Raw genomic sequence first — 17,376 nt, 5'->3', positions numbered from 1 at the left:
CATCGTGCCGCACCGCGGTAAACCGGCGAAATAGCGTGATCGCCCGGCACGCGCGCGTGGTGCTTTGGAGCGACCTCCAAGGGGGCCCGCGGCGCAGCACGCCGCACGCCCCCGCGCTCAGCGCCGCCGGGCTCTGCGGGCCCGTCTCACCACGGCCGCCGCACCCAGCAGGGCGACCGTCGCCCCGGCCGCGCCCGCGGCCGTCGCGTCCTTGCGCCCGAGCCGCCGTCCGACGACGGTGTGCCGGCCGGCCACCTCCTCCAGCAGCTCCGCCAGGACCTCCTCGTTGGTCCAGCCCGGCCGCCACCCCGCGTCGTGCAGCCGGCTTCCGCTCACCACCCAGGGGTACATCGTGTACGCCAGGTCGCCCGCCGGGGACGGCGTCAGCCCGATCCGGTGCAGCCGCGCGGCAGCGCCCAGGGCCACCGCCGACGGCAGCTCCATGCGCCGGATCCCGCTGAGCTCCTCGACCTCCTCCTGCTCCAGCCACCCGTCGCACCCGACGGCGAGCTCCCCGTCGACCTTCTCCAGGACGGCGTACTCCAGGGCGCTCACCAGGTCCTCGACGTGGCAGAACTGCCAGGCCGGCCGCGACCCGGCGACGACCAGCAGCCGCGGCGACTCGAAGTACCGGGTCAGCGCCGTGTCCGTGCCGCCGACCAGGGTCGCGGGCCGCACCACGGTGACGTTCAGACCGGGATGCGCCCGGGGCGCGCGGCGCGCGAGCCGCTCGATCTCCAGGAGGTCCCCGACGCCGGTCGCCTCCGCCGTCGCCCGCAGCTCGGCGTCCTCCGAGAGCGGCAGCTCGTTGTCCTCCAGCGCTCCGTAGACCATCGCGGAGGTGCACAGCACGACGCGGCGCACCCCGGCCGCCGCGGCGGCCGTCAGGACGGTCTGCGTGCCGCGCACGTTGTAGGCCGTCCGGGCGGCGGCGTCACTCCCCAGGTCGAGGTCGAGCGCGAGGTGGACCACGACGTCCGCGCCGCGCAGCTTGTCGGCGATCGCCGGATCGCGGACGTCGAGGATGTGCCACTGCGCCGCGTCGCACTCGCCTCGCCGCTCGTCGATGGCGACGACCTGCTTGATCTCCTCCGACGCGGCGAGCCGCTCCGTGAGCAGCGCGCCCACCCCGGTCGCCGCGCCGGTCACGGCGACGACGGGCCCGCGGGCGCCGGCCCGGGGCGAAGGGTTTCGCGCTGCGCGAACCTGCGGATCTGGGGAACTCACCAGGTGTCTCCAGCGGTTGTCTTGGCATACGGGCGCGAGTGACGCGTACGTACCAGGTGGCATCCATCCTGCCGCAGCGCGGGAGTCGGCGAAGCACCGAGGCCCTATCGAGCCGGGGTGTCTACGCTGGGTGGTGTTGCAGGGCAGTCGCCGCCGGCCGCAAACCGGTGGCCTTACCAGCCGAGGAACCCCGTGAGTGACACCCCATTCGGATTCGGCCTTCCGCCGGAGGAGCCGGAAGACGGCGACGAGGGCAAGAAGAAGGACTCGCAGAGCGGCGGTGGTCAGGGACAGGCCAACCCGTTCGGCTTCGGCGGGCTGCCCGGCGCCGGCGGCTTCGGCGCCCCCGGCGCGGACAACCCGCTCGCCGCGATGTTCGGTTCGCTGAACCCCAACGACCTGGGGGCCGCGTTCCAGCAGCTCGGTCAGATGCTCTCGTACGAGGGCGGCCCGGTGAACTGGGACATGGCCAAGCAGATCGCCCGGCAGACGGTCGCCCAGGGCACCTCCGACGGCGTCAAGGACTCCAGCGTCGGTCCGTCCGAGCGCACCGCCGTCCAGGAGGCCGTCCGCCTGGCCGACCTGTGGCTCGACGACGCCACGTCGCTGCCGTCCGGTGCCGCCTCAGCCGTGGCGTGGTCCCGCGCGGAGTGGGTCGAGGCGACCCTGCCCGCCTGGAAGGAGCTCGTCGACCCGGTCGCCGAACGCGTCGGCGCGGCCATGGGCGACGTCCTGCCGGAGGAGATGCAGGCCATGGCCGGCCCGCTGATCGGCATGATGCGCTCCATGGGCGGCGCGATGTTCGGCTCGCAGATCGGCCAGGCCGTGGGCGTGCTCGCGGGCGAGGTCGTCGGCTCGACCGACATCGGTCTGCCGCTCGGCCCGGCCGGGCGCGCCGCGCTGCTGCCGGTGAACATCGAGGCCTTCGGCAAGGACCTGGGCGTCGGCAAGGACGAGGTGCGGCTCTACCTCGCACTGCGCGAGGCCGCCCACCAGCGCCTCTTCGCGCATGTGCCGTGGCTGCGCTCGCATCTGTTCGGCGCGGTCGAGGGGTATGCGCGGGGGATCAAGGTCGACACCGCCAAGCTGGAGGACGTGGTCGGCCAGTTCGACCCGCAGAATCCCGAGCAGCTGCAGGAAGCGCTCCAGCAGGGCATGTTCCAGCCGGAGGACACCCCGGCGCAGAAGGCGGCCCTGGCCCGTCTGGAGACGGCTCTGGCGCTCGTCGAGGGCTGGGTGGACGCCGTGGTGCACGCCGCTGCGAAGCCGCGTCTGTCGTCCGCCGACGCGCTGCGCGAGACCCTGCGCCGCCGCCGGGCCACGGGCGGTCCGGCCGAGCAGACGTTCGCGACGCTGATCGGCCTGGAGCTGCGTCCCCGCCGTCTGCGCGACGCCTCCCGCCTGTGGGCCTCGTTGACGGACGCGCGCGGGGTCGACGGCCGGGACGCCCTGTGGGCCCACCCGGACATGCTGCCCACCGCCTCCGACCTGGACGACCCGGACGGCTTCGTGCACCGCGAGCAGATGGACTTCTCGGAGCTGGACAGGATGCTCGGCGAGGCGGCCGGCGGCGGCCTCGGCGACGGGCCGAACCTGAAGAAGGACGACACCACGGACGACGGGAACGACTCCGGGGGCGACGACGCCAAGTGAGCCTGCACGACGACGCGGTCCTCGTCCTGAAGGGGTACGAGGGCCAGGAAGAGCTGTGCCGGACCTACCTGGACCATCTCGCGGCCCATCCGGACGGCGTGTGGAAGGGCTGCGCGGACGGGCACATCACGGCGAGTGCGCTGGTGATCGACCCGGAGCGCGGCCGCGTGCTGCTCACGCTGCACAGGAAGCTGCGGATGTGGCTGCAGACGGGCGGTCACTGCGAGCCGGTCGACGCGACGCTGGCGGGCGCGGCGCTGCGGGAGGGGACGGAGGAGTCGGGCGTGCCGGGGCTGAGCCTGCTGCCCGGCGGTCCGGTGCGCCTGGACCGGCATCACACGCCCTGCGCCTGGCACTACGACGTCCAGTACGCGGCGCTCGCCCCGGCCGGGGCGGTGGAGAGCATCAGCGGCGAGTCCCTGGACCTGCGCTGGTTCGCCTATGACGAGGTGGGGAGCGTGGCCGACGCGTCGGTCGTGCGTCTGCTGGAGGCGGCCCGGGCGCGGCTGTGACCGGGACGGGTGAGGGGCGACCACCCGGGTGGTCGCCCCTCACGTCTGCCGTGCGGACGGTCAGCTCCAGACGTTGCCCTGGTTCTGTCCCCGCGCGCCTTGCTGGCCCATGCCGTACTGCGCGGCGATACCGGACCCGAACTGGGCGTTCTGCGGCGGCAGCAGCTCGCTGGGCTGGACCAGCGCGTAGCCGGCGCCCATGAAGCTGAGCTCCCAGCCCTCACCGGTGTTGCCGCGCCGCCGCCAGACCCCGGAGGAGTGCGTCTGCGCCTGCATCTGCACGCGCAGTCCGGTGGACCAGGCCACGATGGCGTCGGCGTCGCAGTTGACGTACTTGTCGGGGGTGACCTGCATCATCAGCGGCGCGCCCGAGGTCATCAGGGCGACCTTGCCGCGGCCGGTGATGTTGAGCTGGTACTTCCCCGAGCCGGAGATGCCGTAGAGGCTGTCGACGGCGATGACTTCGTGGTGCAGCGAGGAGTCCATGGCCAGCACATAGCTGCTGTCCACGGTCAGCCCGTCCTGCTCCACGTCCATCACGTGGATGTGCTGGGCCAGGTTGGCGAGGTACACGGTGCCCTGGCCGTGGCAGCGCATCAGGCTCAGGCCCTCGCCCGTGTGGGCACGCGCGCGTCCCTGCTGGTTGCTCTGGTACTCGGCGTCGAACTCCATGAGGCCCTGGTAGGCGACCATCGTCCCCTTGCGGGCGAGGATGTCGTCGTGGCCCTCCAGGGTGACCCGGAGCATCTGCTTGTTCTGCAGGCTCCAGCGGTCCTGGGTCTGCGAGTCGTTGTGTGCGAAAAGTGAGCTCTGCATGGTGTTTCCGGCTCCCTCAGCCCCGTACCCGGAGGCGGTCGGTGCTGTCCTCGCTGGGCTGGACGACGACGATGCCCTGACCGGAGAAGGCCATCTGGTAGGCCTCGCCGCTGCCCCGGCCGATGAGCGACTGCGCCTTGAAGCTGCGCTTGCCCTTCACCTTGAGGTTCGGTGACCAGGCGACGAGCGCGTCGGGGTCGACGTACGTCTCGTCCTCGCCGCCGCCGCAGTCGACGACGATCGGCTTGCCCCGGGAGGTCAGCGCGACCCAGCCCTGCCCGGAGATCTTGGTGTTCCACAGCCCCTGGCCGGCGAACTTCGCGAGACCCTTGACGCGCTCGACGCCCCAGGTCAGGTGCGCGTCGAAGGCGAGCAGATTGGTGGCGTTGACGGAGATGCCGTCGCCGTTGAGGTTGATGACGACGACGTTCGCACCGTAGTCGGCGAGGTAGAGCAGACCGTCGCCGGTGCACTTCATCAGGGGCGCGCCCTCGCCGGTCATCCAGTCGCGGGCGATCTGGCGTACGGCCGGCGGGTTGGGCTCGTACTGGACGAAGCCCTCGTAGGCGACCATCGAGCCCACGCGCGCGAAGAGGTCGTTACCGGTCTGCATGGCGACCTTCAGCATGTGGTTGCCGTGGTTCTCCATGCGGGCGGTGACGGGTGCGGGCGCGTAGCCCGCGAGCGGCTGGTTCATGACGGGCTCCCTCAGACCTCGTACGGCTGGACGACGATGAAGTTGCCGGGAGCGCCCCGGAACTGGAGGTTGACGCTCTCTCCGGTGTCGCCCGGGTAGGCGTTGCGGCGCATCCGCACCTGGCTGGAGACGACCACCTGGGAGGCCGCCGACCAGGCGACGACGGCGTTGCAGTCGGCGAACGTGGTGGGCGTCACCGGCAGGACCACGGGGGTGCCGTGCGTCTTCACGACGATCGTGCCGGTGCCCTGGAACTGCATGGTGAACAGCGCGCCGCCGGGGATGCCGTGCCCCTCGATGCGACGGACCTCGTACTGGAGGCTCTCGTCGAAGGCGAGGACGTTCTCGGCGGAGACGCAGATCGCGTCACCCTGGAGCTCGATGGGGTGCACATGGGTGGAGTTCTCGGCGAGGAACACCTGCCCCTGGCCGGTGCAGCGCATCAGCTGCATCTCCTGGCCGGTGGCGTTGCCGACGATCCGGCCGGCGAACCCTGCGCCCTTGTAGCTGAAGTCGACCTTGCCCTGGTAGAGGACCATGCTGCCCTGGCGGGCGAGGACGGGCTGGCCGCCGATGCCGAGGTCGACCCGGATCATCTTCCTGTTCTGCTGCGTCCAGCGCTGCCCGGTGGGCGTCTCCTTGAACTGCTGGAGTGCCGACGCCACGCCGGCGCCGCCCTCGGGCGCGCCCTGCGGCACGCCGTAGGCCTGCTGTCCCGGGACCTGCCCGAAGGGGGGCTGCTGACCGTAGCCGGGCGGCGGGGCCGGCTGTCCGTAGCCGGGCGGGGCCTGGGGGGCCTGCGGCTGCTGCCCGTAGCCGGGGGGCATCGGCGCGGCCGGCGCGGGGCCCTGGCCGTACGGCTGGGGCTGCGGCGGCTGACCGTAGGGAGCCGGGGCGGGGGCGGGCGGCGGGACGTGGCCGCCGGGAGGGACGAGCGGCGCGACGATGGTCGGCGCGGCGTGCACCGCGGGAGCGGGGGCCGGCGGCGGGGTCGCGCCGGGCGGGGGCGCGAAGCCCTGTGCGGCGGGCTGCGGCTGCTGCGGCGCGGGCGCCGGAGCGGGGGGCGCGCCGAAGGCGGGCGGGGCGAAGCTCGGAGCGGCGCCGGTCTGCGGCTGCTGCGGCGCGGCGGGCGCCTCCTCCTCCGCGACCTCGCCGCCGAAGTTCTTCAGCAGCGCTTCCAGGCCGCCGTCGAAGCCCTGGCCGACGGCCGCGAACCGCCACACGTCCTTGAGGTAGAAGTCGCCCAGCATCACGGCCCGCTCACTGGTGAACTCGGAGCCGTTGAACGCGTAGCGGGCCACCTCCTCACCGCCCGCGACGATGCGCAGGTAGCCGGGGTTGATCTGCGACATCTGCCCGGCGCCGTCCAGCGTCGCCGTGAAGGACAGCTTCTGGATCTGCGGCGGGATCCGGTCGAGGGTGATGCGGAAGGACTCGGTGTCGCCCGCCTGGGGGCCCAGGAGCTGGATGGACTCCTCGGGGGACTTGGGCTGGTTGAAGAAGACGAAGTACCGGTCGTCCGAGAGACGCTCGTCGGCGTCGAGACCGAAGCAGCTGATGTCGAAGGTCAGGCCGGGGGCGGTGATCTGCACGCCTACGTACAGATCGGTACCCGCCGTGAGGTCACTGATCCTGGCCTTGTGGCCGCGTTGGAATTCCCTGGGCATGCGTAACGACCGTCCCCCATCCCGATTGCGAGTGCGTCGCGTCAGGCTAACGGCAAAGTCCGACAACGCACGATGTCGGTACAGAGCCGGTACACAAGCGACGTCACGGGACGCCCGCGAGGTTCACCCCACGCGCGCCGCAGGTCACTCCCCGTTCGGGTCCGGCGGGTGGGGCAGGCGTTCCGCCGCGACGACGCCCTCGAGATAGCCCCGGGCGCGCTCGGTGCGCGGGTAGGCCTCCAGCAGCCGCCAGAAGTCGGGGCCGTGGCCCGGCACGAGCAGATGCGCGAGCTCATGGGCGAGGACGTAGTCGATGACGTACTCGGGCATGCCCTTCAGGCGGTGCGACAGCCGGATGCTGCCCTCGGCCGGTGTGCACGAGCCCCAGCGGGTGTTCTGGTTGGTCACCCAGCGCACCGAGGCGGGCCGGGCCCGGCCGTCGAAGCACTGGGCCGACAGGCGCTCGGCGCGTTCGGCGAGCTCGGCGTCGCCGGGCACGCGCCGGCTCTCCTGCGCGGCGAGCTTGTCGAGCATGACGGTCACCCAGCGTTGCTCCTCGGCCTCGGACATCCGGGCGGGGATGAGCACGATGGTGCGATCGCCCTCGCGGTACGCGGAGACCGTCCGACGTCGCCGGGCGCTTCTGCGGACCTCGATCGCGCTCGCCCCCGAGCCGCTCGGCGGCGGGCTCGTCGTGCTGCGCTGTGGTGGTCCGGCGCGGTGCAGGGGGTCGGCGGGCACGCCCCGACGTTACCCGTTGCCCAGGGGGGAAGTCCCGACTCCGGGTCGGGTGGGTTCCGATCCGACCTGCCGCTTTTGCCTCGTACGACGCATTTATACGACGAATGCGGGTGCCTGTGGACAACTTTCGGCGGGCTCGGTCGGGCCCGGGCATGCTGGCAGTCGTCGGCGGAGCGAGGACACCCCACGCCCCGCTCCGTCGACATGACGGGGAGTTTCCAGGCATACGGGGGCCTTCGATGCATCCGACGGTGAAACCCGCGCTCCGGCGCGGCTGGCGCGACCTCAACACGGTGCAGTTCGGCATGACGCCGGCGCACGCACTGACACTCGGCCCGGTGGACACGGCCACGGGCAGCTTCCTCGACCTGCTGGACGGCACCCGCGGGCTCCCCCTGCTGCGGGAGGAGGGCCGCCGGATGGATCTGCCCGACGGCCATGTGGACCGGCTGGTCGAGCGGCTGGCCCGGGCGGGACTGCTCGACGACGCACACGGCGGCGGGCCGCAGGCCTGCGCCCTGCGGGAGAGGAAGGAGGTCATGGACCGGCTGCGACCCGATCTCGCCGCGCTGTCCCTCGTCACCTCGCAGCCGGGTGACGCCGTCGAGCACCTGGCGGCCCGGCGCGGGATGCGGGTGCAGGTGCGCGGCGCGGGCCGGGTGGGCGCGGCGCTGGCGGCGCTGCTGTCGGGCGCGGGAGTCGGTGAGGTGGACGTGCTTGACGGCGGAAAGGTGGAGCCGGGCGACGTCACGCCCGGCGGGCTGCCCGCCGAGGCGGTCGGCGAGCGTCGGGACGAGGCGGCCCGCCGCGTCGTGCGCCGGGCCGCACCCGGCCGGCCGCCCCGGCGGAGCGGGAACTCCCCCGCCGAGGGCGCCCCTGGCTTCTCGCTGGTGATCCTCGCCCCGCGGGACGACGTGTCCGTGCACGCACCCGCTCCCTCCGCGGCGGAGCCGCTGATCGCCTCGGGCACCCCGCATCTCTACGCCGGCGTCGTCGAGGGCACGGGTGTCGTGGGCCCGCTCGTCCTGCCGGGCGAGACGGGATGCGCGGGCTGTCTGCATCAGGAGCGCACCGACCGGGACCCGGCGTGGCCGCGACTGGTCGCCCAGTGGCACTCCGGTCACCGGCGCACGGCGCGCGCCTGTGATGTGACGCTGGCCACTACGGTGGCCGGGCTGGCCGCCGCCCACGCGCTCGCTTTCCTCGACGGCCGCGCCCCGTCGAGCGTGGGCGCCCGGTGGGAGGTCTCGGCACCCGCGCTCCAGTGGCGCTCCCGGCCGGTGGGGCCACACTGGGCCTGCCCGTGCGGGGCCGCGGAGAAAGGTAAGCGGGAACACACCCCCGAGGAGGGGGGTTCGCACGTGACAATGGGAGAGCAACGTCATTCGACGGAGTTACGCGGTACGACGGACACCGCGCGGCTGGCTGGGACTTGGAGGGCGCATGTCTGATCTTCCCCGGAAGGCGGTCACCCGGACCGCCAAGCTCGCCGCGCTCCCGCTCGGCTTCGCCGGGCGCGCCACCTGGGGTCTGGGCAAGCGGATCGTGGGCGAGTCCGCGGAGATCGTCGGCCGTGAGCTGCAGCAGCGCACCGCGGAACAGCTCTTCAAGGTGCTGGGCGAGCTGAAGGGCGGTGCGATGAAGTTCGGGCAGGCCCTGTCCGTCTTCGAGTCGGCCCTGCCCGAGGAAGTGGCCGGCCCTTACCGCGCGGCCCTCACCAAGCTCCAGGACGCTGCGCCGCCGATGCCGACCCGCACCGTGCACGCCGTGCTCACGGAACACCTCGGCGAGGACTGGGCCGGACTGTTCCTGGAGTTCGACGACAAACCCGCCGCGGCGGCCTCGATCGGCCAGGTGCACCGAGGGGTGTGGCACGACGGCCGGGAGGTCGCGGTCAAGGTCCAGTACCCCGGGGCCGGCGAGGCCCTGCTGTCCGACCTGAACCAACTCAGCCGCTTCGCGCGCCTGTTGGGCCCGCTCATTCCGGGCATGGATGTGAAGCCGCTGATCGCCGAGTTGCGCGACCGGGTCTCGGAGGAACTGGACTACGGTCTGGAGGCGCAGGCCCAGCAGGCCCACGCGGAGGAGTTCGCCGGGGATCCCGACGTCGTGGTGCCGGCGGTGGTCCATCAGTGCGACCAGATCCTGGTCACCGAGTGGATCGACGGCGTCCCCCTCTCCGAGGTGATCTCCGAGGGCACCGAGGAGCAGCGTGACCGTGCCGGCCAGCTGCTGTCCCGCTTCCTCTTCTCCGGCCCGGCACGCACCGGCCTGCTGCACGCCGACCCGCACCCCGGCAACTTCCGTCTCCTGCCCGGCGGGCCGGAGGGCGCGGACGACTGGCGGCTGGGCGTACTGGACTTCGGCACGGTGGACCGGCTCGCGGGCGGCCTGCCCGGCCCGATCGGCGAGTCCCTGCGCCTGACCCTGGACGGCGACGCGGAGGCGGTCTACGAACTCCTCTGCGCGGAGGGCTTCGTGAAGGACACCATCGAGCTCGACCCGGACGCGGTCCTCGACTACCTCCTGCCGATCATCGAACCGGCGCGCGCGGAGGAGTTCACCTTCACCCGCGGCTGGATGCGCAGTCAGGCGGCCCGGATAGCGGACCCCCGTTCTCCCGCCCACCAGCTGGGCAAACAGCTCAACCTGCCGCCGGCGTACCTGCTGATCCACCGGGTGACCCTCAGCACGATCGGCGTGCTGTGCCAGCTCGGGGCGACGGTACGGCTACGGGACGAACTGGAGGACTGGCTGCCCGGGTTCCTCCCGGAGGAGGAGCTGGAGGCCCCGGAGGACCTGGCGCAGGAGGCGGAGGACCCCCTGGCCGAGGACGCGGTGGCGGAGGCATGAGCCACGGATACGGGACTCCTGCCCATCTGTGAGATGCCTCACCACCAGTCGGAGTCGAGCCGTCCTTCGATCGCCCGGAGGTTCTCCCGGGCGCAGGCCTCGCAGAAGTGACGGCGGACGCCGTTCTCGACGGAACACGCCCAGGTGAGCGGCGGCGGATCCGCGGCCAGGGCTCCGCAGCGGCCGCACACCACGGGCGGGGGCTCCGCCGGTGAACCGTCCCGGTCGCCGTCTTCGGTCGGACTCGCCATGCCCTGGACGATAACGCCGCAGGCTCCGGATCGGGCGCAGAGCGCACCGCGGGGGCCGGCCCGTTCGGACGGACCGGCCCCCGCGGGGAAAGCTTCGCCTCCCTCTCGGGAGGCCACCGCTTCAGGTGTGTGCGGTCAGTGCATCACGGCCATGGCGAGCGCCCGGCGGGCGCGCATCGAGGCGCGCTCGGCCCGACGCTGCATCCGGCGAGCGGCGACCAGGCGCACGGCCTGACGCTCCCGCTCGACCTCGTGCATGCGGTCGTGCATATGCGCACGAGCCAGGGCTTCTGGGATGAGTTGCATCTCGCGTGTCCTGTTCTGACGCGAGTCGTACGCGCCGGTGGTGATGGTGAGGTCTTCGGTCGCGGAGCCTGCGGGCTCGCTGGTGAACGGCTTCATCGGGGCCTGCTTCTTGGGGTCTTGCGTGAGGGGACGGTCGATTGTTCCTGCGGTGTTCATGCCGTGACCGGGTTCTTGCGCGGGCGACCACGCGGCCGCTTGCGGGCGACGACGACACCCTGGACGAACAGCTCGCCACCCCAGACGCCCCAGGGCTCGCGCCGCTCCTTCGCGCCGGCGAGGCAAGCCTCCATCAGCGGGCAGGTACGGCAGAGGGACTTGGCGTACTCGACGTCGGCCGGCGTCTCGGCGAAGAAGACCTCCGGGTCGTACGAACGGCAGGGGACGGGCACGCCGAGGTTCTCGATGGCGTCGTCGAGCGCGGTGAGCGCCGTGAGCGGGGTCAAGGTGGAGTCCTCCGTGAGGCCGGGCGGGGGGATCGTTTCGGAAGGCGGTACGGACGGGGCGTGCGCTTCGAGTTGCACGGTTCGTCTTCCTCGTCTGTCGGTCCGGTCCTGTGGGACCGGGTGTCGGCTGGGTACCGGGTTCTTTTCTTGTCCCGAGGCCCCTTCGCTCCGTCGTCCCCGTTCGGGGAAAACAGAAGGGCCGCGGATCCCGGGTGGGGTTCCGCGGCCCTGAAGGCGCCGGCCTGATCGACGATCAGGCTGGATCACTCCAGGGTTCTGGCCCACGGAAGGCCCACATCAGGTGGTGCTGCGTCGTCTGCTTGCCAAATCCGGCACCGGCCGCCGCGAAGGCATAGGCGTGCGCCTGTGCCTCTACTGCTTCCAGTGCCTTGGTCGGTCGCTCATTGCGCTCACGGCCGAGAAGACTCACGGGCGAGACAGAGGAGGACGCCGGCCGATCGGCACGGATGCCGGACAGACCGGTGCCCAGGACCGAGGCGCCGAGCATGCACGTGGAGACGACCGAGCGATCGGTCAGTTTGGCGGTGGAGCTGCGGTTGATGATGATCACTGGAATCGCCTCCTCTCGGCGTCTCGGGGGACCGGGGTGAGCCGGTCCGACGGATATGCAAGTACAGCACGGAATCAGGGCCTTCGAGAAGGCCGCCGTTCCGGTGTCTAAGAACCTATGGGGATTCCCGGGGCATGCGCAAACTATTTTTCCGACGAGTTCGGATCAATCTTCGGCCGCCCCTCCCTCAGTCACCTTCGTCACCCTCCACCACGTCCTGGCCTGCGCAGATGGCCAGAACGTCGGTTCCGTAGCGGTGCAGCTTGCGCACACCGACCCCCGGGATCCGGGCCAGCTCGCCCTCCTCGTCGGGGACTGCCTCGGCGATCGCCATCAGCGTCTTGTCGGTGAAGACGCAGAACGCCGGCTGGCCGGCCCGCCTCGCCTGGACCGCCCGCCAGTCCCGCAGCCGCTCGTACAGCCCCTCGTCCATGTCGGAGGGGCAGTCCTCGCAGCGCATCAGCTTCATCTCGCCGGCGTCGGTCAGGGTGCGCCCGCAGACCCGGCAGCGGGCCGGGGTGCGCTGTGTCCGGCGCGGGGCCCGGCCGGCGCCCGCGGCGAGACCGGGGAACCCCCGCTCGACGCCTCCGGCGCCCCCCGCGCCCCCACGGCCCACGGCGGCGCCCGAACCGGGACGAAGACCGTCGAGGAAGCGGCTCGGGCGACGGCTCGGGCGACCGCCCGGCGAGCGGGAGAGCGCCCACGAGACGTGCAGCCGTGCACGGGCGCGGGTGACCCCGACGTAGAGCAGGCGGCGCTCCTCCTCGATCTGCTCGTCGGTTTTGGCGTAGGTGATCGGCATCATGCCCTCCGCCACGCCGACCAGGAAGACGACGTCCCACTCCAGGCCCTTGGCGGAGTGCAGGGACGCCAGGGTGACGCCCTGGACGGTCGGGGCGTGCTGGGCGCTCGCCCTCTCGTCGAGTTCGGCGACCAGGTCGGCGAGGGTCGCCCCGGGCCGGGCCGCGGCGAAGTCCTGTGCCAGGTTGACCAGGGCCGCCAGGGACTCCCAGCGCTCTCTGACGGCCCCGGAGCCCGCCGGGGGCTGTGTGGTCCAGCCTTCGCCGGAGAGGACGGCACGCACCTGCGAGGGCAGGTCGACGGCGTCCTCGAGGAGCGTGTCGTTGCCGCCGAACCGGGCCGCGCCGCGCAGGGCGACACCGGCCTTGCGCACCTCGGGCCGGTCGAAGAAGCGCTCGGCGCCGCGCAGCAGGTACGGGATGCCGAGGTCGGCGAGGGCCTGCTCGTAGGTCTCCGACTGGGCGTTGGTGCGGAACAGGACGGCGATCTCCGCGGCCGGGACCCCGGCGTCGAGGAGCTCGCGGATACGGCGGGCCGCGCCCTCGGCCTCGGCGGGCTCGTCGGCGTACTCGGCGTAGCCCGGCTCGGGTCCGGGAGCGCGCTGGGAGACCAGTTCCAGCCGGTGGTCGGCAGCGCGACCGCGGGCCTGGGCGAGCAGACCGTTGGCGAGGTGGACGACCTGGGGGGTGGAGCGGTAGTCGCGGACCAGCTTGACGACGGTCGCGCCGGGGTGACGGGTGCGGAAGTCGAGCAGGTGGTCGGGGGTGGCACCGGTGAAGGAGTAGATCGTCTGGCTGGCGTCCCCGACCACGCACAGATCGTCCCGGTCGCCGAGCCACAGCTCGAGCAGGCGCTGCTGGAGCGGGCTGACGTCCTGGTACTCGTCGACCACGAAGTGCTGGTACTGGGCGCGGACCTGCTCGGCGATGTCGTGCCGGTCCTGCAGCACCGCGACGGTCAGCAGCAGGACGTCCTCGAAGTCGATGACGGCACGCTCGCGCTTGAGGTCCTCGTAGGCGGCGTAGAGCTGGGCGATCTCGGCGGGGTCGCGGGGGGCCTCACGGCCCGCTTTGACGGCGGCGAGGGCGTAGTCGGCGGGGACGGTCTGGGTGACCTTGGACCACTCGATCTCCGCGGTGACGTCCCGCAGCTCACCGCGATCGAGCCGGACACGGCACGCGGCGGCCGCGTCGGCGACGAGCTGCACCTTGCGGTCGACGAGCCGGGGCAGGGAGCCACCGATCGCTTTCGGCCAGAAGTACTGCAGCTGTCGAAGGGCCGCGGAGTGGAAGGTGCGGGCCTGGACACCCTGGGCGCCGAGCTGGCGGAGCCGGCCGCGCATCTCGCCGGCGGCCCGGTTGGTGAAGGTGACGGCGAGCACGCTGGAGGGCTGCAGGATGCCCGCACGCACCCCGTAGGCGATGCGGTGGGTGATGGCCCGGGTCTTGCCCGTGCCGGCTCCGGCCAGCACGCACACCGGACCGTGCAGGGCCGTGGCGACCTCGCGCTGCTCGGGGTCGAGCCCGTCGAGCACCGCGTCGGCCGAGTCCGGTGCCTGCGGGAACAGGGTGGAGTGCGTTGCTGCTGTCACCCCGCCATGCTGCCAGGTCGGCGGAGGCGGGCGGGACGGTTGTCCACAGGCGTGCACCCGCGGTCGTACTGGTGACGGCGGACGCCACTGCCGGGAATGGCGGCCCCGTCGGCCGCGTTCCCCTTAGGATCCCCCGTCCCCCGACCGCCGAAGGAGCATGAGAGACATGCTGGGCACTGTGACGATGTACAGCACCACGTGGTGCGGCTACTGCCAGCGGCTGAAGAAGCAGCTGGAGCGCGAGGGCATCGCGTACACCGAGATCAACATCGAGCAGGACCCGGAGTCCGCGGCGTTCGTGGAGAAGGCGAATGGCGGAAACCAGACGGTGCCGACCGTCCAGGTGGTTCCCACCAGCGGTGGGGCTGAGGTCGTCATGACGAACCCGAGCCTCGCCCAGGTGAAGCAGGCGCTCAGCGCCTGACCCTCGCGGGACGCAGCCCCCGACCGGCCTGACGCCGATCGGGGGTTTCGCGTGGCCCCGGCAGAGCCGCAGGTTCAGAGCGCCGGCACGGGCCGGGTGGAGAAGTCCTCGGAAAGGTCCTCGCCATCCGGGCCGTACACGAACTCGACCATGGACGGGTTGCGGTTGGCGGTGGCCAGGGGCAGCCACGCCGGCATGTGGCCGTAGCCGCCGCACACCGACTCGCCGGGGAGTTCGGCGTCAGGAGATCGACGGGGCCCGTCCCGGTGTGGGGCGGCCCCCTCGATGTGCGGGGGGTGTCGGGCGGGCGGGCGTCAGACGGTGCTGCGCGTCGGGAGCGGCTTGCCGTACCAGAGCTCGATCAGTCGGGCCGCGATGGAGATGCCGTACGGGGGCAGTACGTCGCCGGACTCGAAGGCGGCGCCGAGCTCGTCACGGGAGAACCAGCGGGCCTCGTGGATCTCGTCGCCGTCGACGTGGATGTCGGTGGACGTGGCACGGGCCATGAAGCCGAGCATGAGGCTGGACGGGAAGGGCCAGGGCTGGCTGGCGACGTACTCGACGTGGCCGACGGTGACGCCGGCCTCCTCGAAGACCTCGCGGCGCACGGACTGCTCGATGGACTCGCCGGGCTCGACGAAACCGGCGAGGGTCGAGAAGCGGCCCTCGGGCCAGTGCACCTGGCGGCCCAGGAGGATACGGTCCTCCTCGTCCGTGACGGCCATGATCACGGCCGGGTCGGTGCGCGGGTAGTGCTCGGCGCCGCAGGCGGGGCAGCGGCGGATGTGCCCGGCGGCGGCGATCACCGTGCGCTCGCCGCAGCGGGAGCAGAAGCGGTGGGTGCGCTGCCAGTTCTCCAGACCCACGGCGTGCACCATCAGGCCCACGTCGCGCGGCGACAGCAGCAGACCCGCCTCGCGCAGACCGGCCGGGCGCGCGGACTGGTCGATACGGCCGGGCAGCGTGTCCTTCTGGAGGGCGAAGTAGCTGACGCCGTCGTCGTCCGTCCCGAGGAAGTAGCGGTGCGCCTCGGTGAGAGGCGCCTCGAACGACGGGATCATGACGAGTTCGGTGCGGCCGTCGGTGGTCTCGTCGATGAGGACCTGGCCTCCGGAGACGACGAAACAGCGGGTCGTGGGGTGGCTCCACGCCGCGGCGAGCCAGGCCTCGTCGAGCCGGTGGTGGGCGGCCCGGTCCACGCCGCTCGGCGCGGTGAGCGAGATGGGTCGATCGGCGTTCTGGTCGGTCCAGGTGGTCACGGGTACTTCCAACTCCCCCGGTGGAACGGTTGTTTCTGCGGGCGGTTCAGCGGGATGTACGGCAGGGGGCGACCGGTCGTGGAGCGGCGCGGCGCGGGCTGCTGCTTCAGTGTGCGCCGCGTGTGCGTCCTCTCAGGACCGGTCGGGGTCGTCAGGGCGCATGACGCCAGTGCGCGGCGAGGTCGCTCCAGAGGTACGCGGCGGTCTCGACGCCCTTGAGGAGGAGGTCCAGCTCGACCTTCTCGTTGGGCGCGTGCCAGCCGTCCGAGGGGACGGAGACGCCCAGGAAGAGCACCGGGGCGCCGAGAACCTCCTGCAGGTCGGCGGCCGGTCCCGAGCCTCCCTCGCGGGTGAAGCGCACGGGCTTGTCGAAGGCCCGGCCCATGGCACGAGCCACGGACCGCAGGGCGGGGTGGTCCAGCGGGGTCAGGCAGGGACGGGTGGCCGGGCTGAACGCGATCTCGTACCGGATGCCGGCGGGCGCCTGTTCGGCGACCCAGGCGCGGACGGCCTTCTCGACCTGGTCGGGGTCCTGCCCGGCGACGAGCCGGAAGGACAGCTTCACGAAGGCCGAGGACGGGACGATCGTCTTGCTGCCGGGCCCCTGGTAGCCGCCGCCGATGCCGTTGACCTCGGCCGTGGGGCGGGCCCAGATCCGCTCCAGGGTGGTGTGCCCGGCCTCCCCGTGGGCGGCGTGCGACCGGGCGGTGCGCAGCCACTGGTCCTCGTCGAAGGGCAGCTCGGCGAAGAGCTCCCGCTCACGGTCGGTGAGCTCGACGACGCCGTCGTAGAAGCCGGGGACGGCCACGCGCGCGTGCTCGTCGTGCAGGGCGGCGACGAGGCGGGCGATCGCGGTCGCCGGGTTGGGCACCGCCCCGCCGAAGGAGCCGGAGTGGATGTCCTGGTCAGGGCCGAGGAACCGGATCTCGCACTCGGCGAGGCCGCGCATTCCGGTGCACACCGTGGGAGTGTCCTCGGACCACATGCCGGTGTCGGAGACGATCACGGCGTCCGCGGCGAGACGCGCGGCACGCTCTTCCACGAGGGCCCGGAAATGCGGGGAGCCGGACTCCTCCTCGCCCTCGATCAGCAGCTTGAGGTTGACGGCCGGCGCGGTGCGGCCGGTGGCGGCGAGGTGGGCGCGGACGCCGAGGGTGTGGAAGAAGACCTGTCCCTTGTCGTCGGCCGCCCCGCGCGCGTGGAGACGGTTTCCGCGGACGACGGGTTCGAACGGGTCGCTGTCCCAGCCGTCCTCGCGGGCGGCGGGCTGCACGTCGTGGTGGCCGTAGACCAGCACGGTGGGCGCCTGCGGATCGCCGGAGGGCCACTGCGCGTAGACGGCCGGCGCGCCCGGCGTCGGCCAGACCTCGACGATCGGGAAGCCGGTCTCCGTGAGCCTGGCGGCGAGCCAGTCCGCGCTGCGCCGTACGTCCGGGGCGTGCTCGGGCTGCGCCGACACCGACGAGATGCGCAGCCATTCGGCGAGGTCGTCGAGGAAGGCGGCGCGATGCTGCTCGACGTACGTGCGGACGGCGCTGACGGCACTGTCAACGGGATGGCTCAT

18 protein-coding genes are annotated in these 17,376 nt (G+C 72.3%); 5 read left to right on the top strand and 13 right to left on the bottom strand.

What is annotated here, in order from left to right:
- Positions 1-117 precede the first annotated feature (117 nt).
- Complete coding sequence (locus ACH4ZA_RS02635; protein ID WP_319278712.1) at positions 118-1,227, bottom strand: SDR family oxidoreductase; 1,110 nt, start codon at positions 1,225-1,227, stop codon at positions 118-120.
- 192 nt (positions 1,228-1,419) lie between these two features.
- Between ACH4ZA_RS02635 and ACH4ZA_RS02630 the strand changes: the two genes are divergently transcribed.
- Both ACH4ZA_RS02630 and ACH4ZA_RS02625 read left to right on the top strand, forming a co-directional pair.
- The gene (locus tag ACH4ZA_RS02630) at positions 1,420-2,880 is read left to right on the top strand and encodes a zinc-dependent metalloprotease (RefSeq protein WP_319278714.1); all 1,461 of its coding nucleotides are present in this window, start codon (positions 1,420-1,422) and stop codon (positions 2,878-2,880) included.
- A complete protein-coding gene (locus ACH4ZA_RS02625; protein WP_319278716.1) occupies positions 2,877-3,392 on the top strand; it encodes an NUDIX hydrolase in 516 nt (171 codons plus the stop codon). Before ACH4ZA_RS02630 ends, ACH4ZA_RS02625 begins: the two co-directional genes overlap by 4 nt.
- A gap of 60 nt (positions 3,393-3,452) precedes the next feature.
- Here ACH4ZA_RS02625 and ACH4ZA_RS02620 read toward each other — a convergent pair whose 3' ends face one another.
- The 4 genes from ACH4ZA_RS02620 to ACH4ZA_RS02605 all read right to left on the bottom strand — a co-directional run bounded on the left by ACH4ZA_RS02620 (position 3,453) and on the right by ACH4ZA_RS02605 (position 7,313).
- Positions 3,453-4,208: an AIM24 family protein gene (locus ACH4ZA_RS02620; RefSeq protein ID WP_319278718.1), complete on the bottom strand. Its 756-nt coding sequence runs from the start codon at positions 4,206-4,208 to the stop codon at positions 3,453-3,455.
- A 16-nt stretch (positions 4,209-4,224) separates the two neighbouring features.
- The gene (locus tag ACH4ZA_RS02615; RefSeq protein ID WP_079659796.1) at positions 4,225-4,905 is read right to left on the bottom strand and encodes an AIM24 family protein; all 681 of its coding nucleotides are present in this window, start codon (positions 4,903-4,905) and stop codon (positions 4,225-4,227) included.
- Between the two features lie 11 nt (positions 4,906-4,916).
- Complete coding sequence (locus ACH4ZA_RS02610; protein ID WP_398427665.1) at positions 4,917-6,572, bottom strand: TerD family protein; 1,656 nt, start codon at positions 6,570-6,572, stop codon at positions 4,917-4,919.
- A 144-nt stretch (positions 6,573-6,716) separates the two neighbouring features.
- Positions 6,717-7,313: a M48 family metallopeptidase gene (locus ACH4ZA_RS02605; RefSeq protein WP_319280577.1), complete on the bottom strand. Its 597-nt coding sequence runs from the start codon at positions 7,311-7,313 to the stop codon at positions 6,717-6,719.
- Between the two features lie 239 nt (positions 7,314-7,552).
- On the opposite strand from ACH4ZA_RS02605, the gene ACH4ZA_RS02600 reads away from it, so the two are divergent.
- Together ACH4ZA_RS02600 and ACH4ZA_RS02595 are read left to right on the top strand one after the other, a co-directional pair.
- Positions 7,553-8,764 (top strand): TOMM precursor leader peptide-binding protein, encoded by a 1,212-nt coding sequence (locus tag ACH4ZA_RS02600; RefSeq protein ID WP_398427663.1) that lies wholly within the window; start codon positions 7,553-7,555, stop codon positions 8,762-8,764.
- Entirely contained in the window at positions 8,757-10,166 is a 1,410-nt protein-coding gene (locus ACH4ZA_RS02595) for an ABC1 kinase family protein (RefSeq protein WP_398427662.1), read from the top strand. The genes ACH4ZA_RS02600 and ACH4ZA_RS02595 overlap by 8 nt, the downstream gene beginning before the upstream one ends.
- Before the next feature lie 38 nt (positions 10,167-10,204).
- On the opposite strand, the gene ACH4ZA_RS02590 is transcribed toward ACH4ZA_RS02595, so the two are convergent.
- From ACH4ZA_RS02590 to ACH4ZA_RS02570, 5 genes are all read right to left on the bottom strand, one after another.
- Positions 10,205-10,417 (bottom strand): hypothetical protein, encoded by a 213-nt coding sequence (locus tag ACH4ZA_RS02590; RefSeq protein ID WP_398427661.1) that lies wholly within the window; start codon positions 10,415-10,417, stop codon positions 10,205-10,207.
- Between the two features lie 135 nt (positions 10,418-10,552).
- Complete coding sequence (locus ACH4ZA_RS02585; protein WP_319280584.1) at positions 10,553-10,879, bottom strand: hypothetical protein; 327 nt, start codon at positions 10,877-10,879, stop codon at positions 10,553-10,555.
- On the bottom strand, positions 10,876-11,244 hold the full coding sequence (locus tag ACH4ZA_RS02580) for a WhiB family transcriptional regulator (RefSeq protein WP_319280586.1): 369 nt from the start codon (positions 11,242-11,244) through the stop codon (positions 10,876-10,878). Before ACH4ZA_RS02580 ends, ACH4ZA_RS02585 begins: the two co-directional genes overlap by 4 nt.
- Positions 11,245-11,419: 175 nt before the next feature.
- Entirely contained in the window at positions 11,420-11,737 is a 318-nt protein-coding gene (locus ACH4ZA_RS02575; RefSeq protein WP_319280588.1) for a hypothetical protein, read from the bottom strand.
- A 187-nt stretch (positions 11,738-11,924) separates the two neighbouring features.
- Positions 11,925-14,129: an ATP-dependent DNA helicase UvrD2 gene (locus tag ACH4ZA_RS02570; RefSeq protein WP_398427659.1), complete on the bottom strand. Its 2,205-nt coding sequence runs from the start codon at positions 14,127-14,129 to the stop codon at positions 11,925-11,927.
- Positions 14,130-14,295: 166 nt separating this feature from the next.
- Between ACH4ZA_RS02570 and ACH4ZA_RS02565 the strand changes: the two genes are divergently transcribed.
- Positions 14,296-14,553: a mycoredoxin gene (locus ACH4ZA_RS02565; RefSeq protein ID WP_319280593.1), complete on the top strand. Its 258-nt coding sequence runs from the start codon at positions 14,296-14,298 to the stop codon at positions 14,551-14,553.
- Positions 14,554-14,627: 74 nt separating this feature from the next.
- On the opposite strand, the gene ACH4ZA_RS02560 is transcribed toward ACH4ZA_RS02565, so the two are convergent.
- The 3 genes from ACH4ZA_RS02560 to ACH4ZA_RS02550 all read right to left on the bottom strand — a co-directional run bounded on the left by ACH4ZA_RS02560 (position 14,628) and on the right by ACH4ZA_RS02550 (position 17,376).
- Positions 14,628-14,750 (bottom strand): hypothetical protein, encoded by a 123-nt coding sequence (locus ACH4ZA_RS02560; RefSeq protein ID WP_319280595.1) that lies wholly within the window; start codon positions 14,748-14,750, stop codon positions 14,628-14,630.
- Positions 14,751-14,867: 117 nt separating this feature from the next.
- On the bottom strand, positions 14,868-15,812 hold the full coding sequence (gene nudC / locus ACH4ZA_RS02555; RefSeq protein ID WP_319280597.1) for an NAD(+) diphosphatase: 945 nt from the start codon (positions 15,810-15,812) through the stop codon (positions 14,868-14,870).
- 151 nt (positions 15,813-15,963) lie between these two features.
- Positions 15,964-17,376, bottom strand: a complete 1,413-nt coding sequence (locus ACH4ZA_RS02550) for a dipeptidase (protein ID WP_398427657.1) — start codon at positions 17,374-17,376, stop codon at positions 15,964-15,966.

Source organism: Streptomyces sp. NPDC020597 (assembly GCF_044335095.1).
Lineage (GTDB): Bacteria > Actinomycetota > Actinomycetes > Streptomycetales > Streptomycetaceae > Streptomyces.
This window is presented reverse-complemented; position numbering and strand designations above follow the sequence as displayed.

Coding starts and splice junctions, on each gene's coding strand:
- ACH4ZA_RS02620 (WP_319278718.1), bottom strand. CDS start 4,208: ATGCAGAGCTCACTTTTCGCACACAACGACTCGCAGACCCAGGACCGC.
- ACH4ZA_RS02615 (WP_079659796.1), bottom strand. CDS start 4,905: ATGAACCAGCCGCTCGCGGGCTACGCGCCCGCACCCGTCACCGCCCGC.
- ACH4ZA_RS02610 (WP_398427665.1), bottom strand. CDS start 6,572: ATGCCCAGGGAATTCCAACGCGGCCACAAGGCCAGGATCAGTGACCTC.
- ACH4ZA_RS02600 (WP_398427663.1), top strand. CDS start 7,553: ATGCATCCGACGGTGAAACCCGCGCTCCGGCGCGGCTGGCGCGACCTC.
- ACH4ZA_RS02595 (WP_398427662.1), top strand. CDS start 8,757: ATGTCTGATCTTCCCCGGAAGGCGGTCACCCGGACCGCCAAGCTCGCC.
- ACH4ZA_RS02590 (WP_398427661.1), bottom strand. CDS start 10,417: ATGGCGAGTCCGACCGAAGACGGCGACCGGGACGGTTCACCGGCGGAG.
- ACH4ZA_RS02585 (WP_319280584.1), bottom strand. CDS start 10,879: ATGAACACCGCAGGAACAATCGACCGTCCCCTCACGCAAGACCCCAAG.
- ACH4ZA_RS02565 (WP_319280593.1), top strand. CDS start 14,296: ATGCTGGGCACTGTGACGATGTACAGCACCACGTGGTGCGGCTACTGC.
- ACH4ZA_RS02560 (WP_319280595.1), bottom strand. CDS start 14,750: ATGCCGGCGTGGCTGCCCCTGGCCACCGCCAACCGCAACCCGTCCATG.
- ACH4ZA_RS02550 (WP_398427657.1), bottom strand. CDS start 17,376: ATGAGCCATCCCGTTGACAGTGCCGTCAGCGCCGTCCGCACGTACGTC.